Origin of the sequence: Acinetobacter sp. ANC5681 (genome assembly GCF_023488045.1) — a bacterium.
GTDB lineage: Bacteria > Pseudomonadota > Gammaproteobacteria > Pseudomonadales > Moraxellaceae > Acinetobacter.
The window spans coordinates 23,737-30,279 of record NZ_JAMFKZ010000026.1; the positions used below are offsets into that span (position 1 = coordinate 23,737).

A 6,543-nucleotide genomic window follows, 5' to 3' on the forward strand; every position below is an offset into this window, starting at 1 on the left:
AAACAATGAAGTTTTTATATTTGATGAAATTTATGAATTTATTCAAGGGACGGTTAGTTCGATCATTGCAGATCTTGATCTGTTACTTGGTCATGTCACTTGCTGCGCCGTTGCATGCTGCAGAGAACCCTGATATTTCGGGTTATGTGATGCATGTTCAAATGACTCCCGCAGCTTGTTCCTTTGATTCATCAAGACAAAAACAGCGTAAATGTTTAGAAGGTTATTCTCTTACTATCGCAAGCTTATTGCCAGAAGTTCCTTTAAATCGGGATTGTTCCACTAAAACTTCTGCGAAATTATCTCCCTTGCAAGCTAAAGTTGTGGCGCGTGTAATGCCCGATGAAAATGCAAGGGTTCAACTTTGGCAGAATGTTGGCGGCTGTGTGCCCATGAATGCCAGTCAGTATTTCAGGACGGTCATCAACTTTGCTGAGCGCTTAAAAGTACCTGCTGATTTAACGAGTCCGAATACCATTGAAGTGCAAAAAGAAAACCTTCGACAACAATTTATGAAATTAAACCCGTCATTACCTCCTACAGGAATTCGCTTTACCTGTCAGTCTTCAAAATTTGATTCCATTTTGACTGAGATTCGGGTGTGTTATCAAAAAAATGGGCAATATAAACAATGTGCAAGTCATATTGTGACGGGATGTCCAAATGAATTTACAATTAAAGGCAGTTATTAAGCTTTTTCTTCACTTAATTTGTATTTTCTATCAGACTTTTGTTGAAATCCATTCTCTTTTAAATGCATCTGTGTTTGCTTTAGAGTACAATATTTGCCGTTTATGATAATTCGATTGAACCACTTTAGCGTTCAATTGTGCAAACGCATCTCATTGGAGAATATCACATGAAGCAACCCGTTCGTGTTGCCGTTACAGGCGCTGCAGGTCAAATTGGTTATAGCTTATTATTCCGTATCGCAAGCGGTGAAATGTTAGGTAAAGATCAACCTGTAATTTTACAATTGCTTGAAGTTCCTTTTGAGAAAGCTCAACAAGCGCTTAAAGGCGTAATGATGGAACTTGATGACTGTGCTTTCCCTTTATTGGCAGGCATGATCGGGACTGATGATCCTAAAGTTGCATTTAAAGATGCTGACTATGCTTTATTAGTTGGTTCACGTCCACGTGGTCCTGGTATGGAACGTGCTGACTTATTGAAAGTAAATGGCGAGATCTTCATTGGTCAAGGTCAAGCTTTGAATAAAGTTGCTAGCCGTGATGTTAAAGTATTAGTTGTTGGTAACCCAGCAAATACAAATGCTTACATCGCAATGAAATCTGCTCCAGATCTTCCAGCGAAAAACTTCACAGCTATGCTGCGTCTTGACCACAACCGTGCATTAACTCAACTTGCTCAAAAAGCTGGCGTTGCAGTTTCTGACATCGAGAACATGACTGTTTGGGGTAACCACTCTCCAACTATGTATGCTGACTACCGTTTTGCAACTGCAAATGGTGTAAGCTTAAAAGACAAAATCAACGATGCTGAATGGAATAAAGATGTATTCCTTCCAACAGTTGGTAAACGTGGTGCTGCGATCATCGAAGCACGTGGTTTGTCTTCTGCTGCTTCTGCTGCAAACGCTGCAATTGACCATATGCGTGATTGGGCGTTAGGTACAAATGGCAAATGGGTAACTATGGGTATTCCTTCTGACGGTTCTTATGGAATTCCTGAAGGTGTAATGTTTGGTTTCCCTGTAACAACTGAAAACGGTGAATACAAAATCGTTCAAGGTTTAGAAATTGATGAATTCAGCCGTGACCGTATCAACTTCACTCTTAACGAGTTAGAAGAAGAACGTGCAGCGATTGCTGACATGGTTAAATAATTTGTCATTTTGATAAATTATGAAAAGCACTCTCTTGTAGAGTGCTTTTTTATTTTAAGAAACAAAATACAACAAGAAAATATAGAGATATGCCTGCAAGTTAATACAGTTTATTGTTAGATTATTTATTAGATGGGTTTTACCTAAGGAGAAGAAAAAATGTTTGAACAACAACCAACACTTGAACTTTTATTTGAACAATTGGGGCTTGATGCAGATGAAGTTTCGATGGAAAACTTTATTAAAACTCATCAATTGAGTGCTAGCCAGAAATTACACGAAGCTGATTTTTGGAGTGCTGGGCAACGAGACTTTCTTAAGAGTCATTGGGATAAAGATGATGAATGGGCTATCGTGATAGATGAGTTGAATCAGCAACTACATGTTGATAGTACAACTTAATAAGAAAAGCTCACATCAGTGAGCTTTTTTATGGATTAAACTTATGAACCATTCTTCTTGGCGGGCTTGATTAAATGCTGGATGTGCATTTAACAACTGCAAGTCGTGATCTACACATGCCACATATTTTTTTAACCAATGTTGAGTCATCGCAAACTCTTCTTTACTTGCAGATGCATAAGCCAAAAAGAAGTAAATATCTAGATGATCGTAGTGAGCGAGAGGCTTTAGGATTTGCTGCGTGATAATCGCAAAACGTTGCTCTTTGGTTAGCTCAAAATAAATCATATAAGCTTTGGCTAAATGCAACGAGAGATCAAGATAAAGGCTTAATGGCATTTCCTCAAATTCAATCCGAGCTTGCTCAAGTAGCACGATCGCTTCTTGCAAGAAATGCAATTGTTCTTGACGGACATGACTGAGTACAACCAATTGCAGACGTAAGTCAGCTCTTTCTAAAGCAAGTTCAGGTGTATTTTCACTTAAATAGAGTTGGTCTGTTTCACCAATTCGATTTACTACATGTTTCGTTTCATTTGACATCAGTTTATCCAAAACCTTGATCTATGCATGCATATATAGGGCTTTATTTTGCAATTTAAAGGTTTAGGCATTCCAAAGCGAATTTCCACTGCGTAACCATGCTGTAATTGATAGACGTTGCTGTTTCGAAATCAATACTTCATGTAGTAAATCACTTTGGAAGATAGCAAGCCGATTTGGCAATGGTTGAATGATATGCCATTGCTCATTTTTATCTTGTAAGCGTAACTGACCGCCAAAGTCTTCCTGCCACTGTTCATGTATATAAAAAACAGTTGAAATCATGCGATCATTCTTTTTCTGAGGATTATCTCGATGTAATGCATAAAACTCACCTGCGTTGTAACAGGCAAAATGAGCCTCTACTTCTTTGATTCCCAAATAAAACGCTTGATTTAATAACTGAGACAAGTTTTTTAATGCATTAATATGTTGTTGTGCGATCGGTAATTGTTCATCAATCCATAAGATATGATCGCTACGTATATGACTCACAATACCATTTTGGATACCTGCGGCTCTAAACTCAGCAAGATGTGAACTGCATTCGTTTACGAGAGAGTCTACATATGCAGCAGGATAAACATTATCTATAACGGCAAAACCTGATTCATTTAAATCATCCAAAACTTTATCTAAATCCCAGGATTCAGGGAGAGAACTTTGCTGCATATATTTCCAATAGAGCTTGATGAAGAGGCAGTATGATCTTAGCCGATCACATCAACGCTAAAGAATACTTTTTTCATTCGTGATAAACTACCCTTTGAATTGAGGAATAATTGTCAACATGAATTACCGTCACCATTTCCATGCGGGTAACTTTGCCGATGTTATGAAGCATGTACTTTTGCTTCAACTGCTCGCTCGTTTAAATGCTAAAGATAAACCTTATCGATATATCGATACCCATGGTGGTGCAGGTAAATATGATTTATCTACGTCTGAAGCACAAAAATCAGGTGAGTTTTTAACGGGTATCCATCGATTGGTCAAGCTTGATGATTCGATTAAACGTAATGCACCTGAAGGCATAAAACAATATCTTAAAATTGTTGAAGATATGCGTGCAGGTTCAGGCAAAGGCGCTTATCCAGGTTCACCTTGGTTTGCGCTTGAAGGCATGCGTGATATTGATAAAGCAACTATATTTGAAATGCAGCGTGATGTGTTTCAACAATTGTATTTTAATATCCGCGATAAACGTGCGGGCTTGCATGAGCGTGATTTTTATGAAGGTCTGATGGGTGTCATTCCACCTAAAGAAAAACGCGGATTGGTCATGATTGACCCACCTTACGAAATTGAGCGTAAAGACTTCCCACAATTGGTTGAAATTCTCCAAGCCGCACATAAAAAATGGCCAACGGGTGTATTTGCAGTGTGGTATCCAATCAAAGATCGCGCCATGATTGAACGTTTTGAAAAGAAAATGTTCAAAACAGGAATTCGTCGCCAATTAATTTGTGAAATTTGTGTTTGGCCTGATGACACGCCAGTAGGCTTGAATGGATGTGGTTTACTCGTGATTAACCCCCCTTGGAAATTCTCTGAAGATGCAGACCAAGCCCTACAATGGCTATTCCCGCATTTACGTATGAGTGAAAATGGTGGTCATGCCGCTGTGCGTTGGTTGGTGGGTGAATAACCCATCTCGCCACTAAAGAAGTCAAAATATTCTCGAGGAATTGAAAATAATGACAAATTCTCTTAAACCTGATGCTGATTTAAATGAAGAAGACCATTCTTTTGATGGCATCACCTTTGAAGTAGAAGAAGAAGAACAAACGCATGAAGGGCAAAAAGTAAAACGCCGTGGTATTTATTTATGGCCTAATCTTATTACTACAGCAGCGTTGCTTTCTGGTTTTTACTCCATTATTGCGAGTATGAATGGCAACTTTAATCAGGCGATTTACGCAATCTTTTTAGCTGCATTGCTTGATGGATTAGATGGTCGAGTTGCACGCGCAATCGGTGCGCAAAGTGCATTTGGTGAGCAGTATGATTCACTTTCTGACTTATTAGCTTTTGGTGTTGCACCAGCGATTCTGATGTATAGCTGGAGTTTACATGACCTTGGACGTATCGGTTTAGCTTGTTGTTTTATTTATACCGCGTGTGCTGCATTTCGTTTAGCACGTTTTAATGTTCAAATTGGTGTGGTGGATAAGCGTTACTTTATTGGAATTGCGAGCCCATTAGCTGCTGTTACTGTGATTTCAGTGGTGTGGGTCGGTCGTGATTTCCCATTTGTTTTTGATTTAAAAGATATTGTGATTCAAGTAATCAACTCTGTTGTGATGGTTGGTGTTGGTTTACTTATGATTTCAAATATCAAATACTATTCATTTAAACAAATGGATCGTAAACGTGTACCTTTTGTTGTGATGTTGCCTGTGGTCTTGATTTTTGCGGCAATCACGTACAACATTCCAGTAGGAATCTTGATTGTATGCATTCTTTATGTACTTTCAGGCTTTGTAACGACTTTATTTGCAAAAAAGAATGAAGCAAAAATAATAACTTAGAAAAGAGAGGTTCAGTATGCCAATATTGATGAATAACAATCAATTAAAGCGGCTGAACCTCAATAAGTCAGAAGCTTTAACATTCTATCCGCCAAAAGGCTTATTTAAAATTGTTTATCAAGCTTTAATTCTGCCGAATTTACCTGAGCCCTTTTATTACTTAAATTTTATTAGTCTAATCGGTCAACCTCGCATTCCGATTTGTTATAACGCCAGTGCTATTACTACGACGGCAATTGATACTGCGACCGTTTTGGTCAGTAGTAGTGCCTCAACTGTTGGACATCTCAAAAGTTATAGTGCCAAAGAGCAGTGTCAATTGGAGCAAGACCGTTATCAGTTTTTAGATGTAGATCAAATCCAAGTTGATTTCCCAAATTATTATTTTAAGCGTGATGATGATGAGCTCGGTTGTCAACTCCAAGTGAATATTGACTCTGAAATAGAAAATCATTCAGCTTTACAATGGGGAGTTGGCGATTATTGGTATGTGCGTTGCCAATGTGAAGGGGAAATCACCTATAAAAAACAAAAGTATCAAATTGAAGCACAGGGTATTTTAAAACATGCTAGAGCCATGTATTTGCCTTTCATAGCCTTTCATTTTTTTACCTATCAAATCATTCAGATTAATGCAGATTTGCAAATTATTTTGTCCGAACTCAGAAACCAGTGGAATAGTATTATTTTTTCTCGGATTGAAATTCAGTCGAATGAGCAGCAATCTCGACTTTATGATGATCAAGTCATTTTTGATGTCAGCCGTGTTTATCCAAAAGTACAAACACCAAATGGACGAGATATGTATTTACCACGAGAATTTAGTTGGCAATATTCAGAAAAGGATGTTGTTGTCTTTCAACTAACAGCACAAAGTCGAGGTGATTATAAATTTGGTTTGGCAGCAGGTTATGTGGGCAGCTTTCACTATCAACTCTTATGGGACAATGGGAGTTATGAGGGCACGGGATACTGTGAATATATCGATTGCAGACCTTTACACTGGCAAGAAAAAAATAAAACTGAGCAAATAATCGACCAAATCGCACATTTTCAGCCTTATTTGTGTAAAAAATAATCGGTTGGTGCGATAAGTGAAATAAATTTGAATAAATCCCTTGCACCTGCTCTGAAATGCTGTAGAATGCACATCCATCGGCGGTGATGCAGATAAAAACTTGTTGAGAAACAAGGATTTGGCTAGATTGGTTAGGTTCTTGG

Annotated in this window: 8 protein-coding genes; 6 read left to right on the forward strand and 2 right to left on the reverse strand. The window is 38.2% G+C overall.

The features are described 5' to 3' along the window. The first annotated feature begins 5 nt into the window (after positions 1-5). The 3 genes from M5121_RS12900 (at position 6) to M5121_RS12910 (ending at position 2,248) form a co-directional block, all read left to right on the forward strand. Positions 6-692: a ribonuclease T2 family protein gene (locus M5121_RS12900; protein ID WP_502798284.1), complete on the forward strand. Its 687-nt coding sequence runs from the start codon at positions 6-8 to the stop codon at positions 690-692. Between the two features lie 167 nt (positions 693-859). Continuing rightward, positions 860-1,846, forward strand: a complete 987-nt coding sequence (locus tag M5121_RS12905; RefSeq protein WP_249571393.1) for a malate dehydrogenase — start codon at positions 860-862, stop codon at positions 1,844-1,846. Between the two features lie 159 nt (positions 1,847-2,005). Beyond that, positions 2,006-2,248, forward strand: coding sequence for a DUF2789 family protein (locus M5121_RS12910; protein WP_004916443.1), 243 nt, complete (start codon positions 2,006-2,008; stop codon positions 2,246-2,248). A 15-nt stretch (positions 2,249-2,263) separates the two neighbouring features. On the opposite strand, the gene M5121_RS12915 is transcribed toward M5121_RS12910, so the two are convergent. Both M5121_RS12915 and M5121_RS12920 read right to left on the reverse strand, forming a co-directional pair. Continuing rightward, entirely contained in the window at positions 2,264-2,791 is a 528-nt protein-coding gene (locus tag M5121_RS12915) for a hypothetical protein (RefSeq protein WP_005403650.1), read from the reverse strand. Positions 2,792-2,854: 63 nt separating this feature from the next. Beyond that, entirely contained in the window at positions 2,855-3,463 is a 609-nt protein-coding gene (locus M5121_RS12920) for a 2OG-Fe(II) oxygenase (protein ID WP_005403651.1), read from the reverse strand. A gap of 118 nt (positions 3,464-3,581) precedes the next feature. On the opposite strand from M5121_RS12920, the gene M5121_RS12925 reads away from it, so the two are divergent. The 3 genes from M5121_RS12925 to M5121_RS12935 are packed head-to-tail and all read left to right on the forward strand — an operon-like array spanning position 3,582 to position 6,400. Beyond that, the gene (locus tag M5121_RS12925) at positions 3,582-4,439 is read left to right on the forward strand and encodes a 23S rRNA (adenine(2030)-N(6))-methyltransferase RlmJ (RefSeq protein WP_004658904.1); all 858 of its coding nucleotides are present in this window, start codon (positions 3,582-3,584) and stop codon (positions 4,437-4,439) included. Positions 4,440-4,488: 49 nt separating this feature from the next. Next, entirely contained in the window at positions 4,489-5,322 is an 834-nt protein-coding gene (gene pssA / locus M5121_RS12930; protein ID WP_005162376.1) for a CDP-diacylglycerol--serine O-phosphatidyltransferase, read from the forward strand. Between the two features lie 16 nt (positions 5,323-5,338). After that, positions 5,339-6,400: a DUF6670 family protein gene (locus tag M5121_RS12935; RefSeq protein ID WP_249571394.1), complete on the forward strand. Its 1,062-nt coding sequence runs from the start codon at positions 5,339-5,341 to the stop codon at positions 6,398-6,400. Positions 6,401-6,543 lie beyond the last annotated feature (143 nt).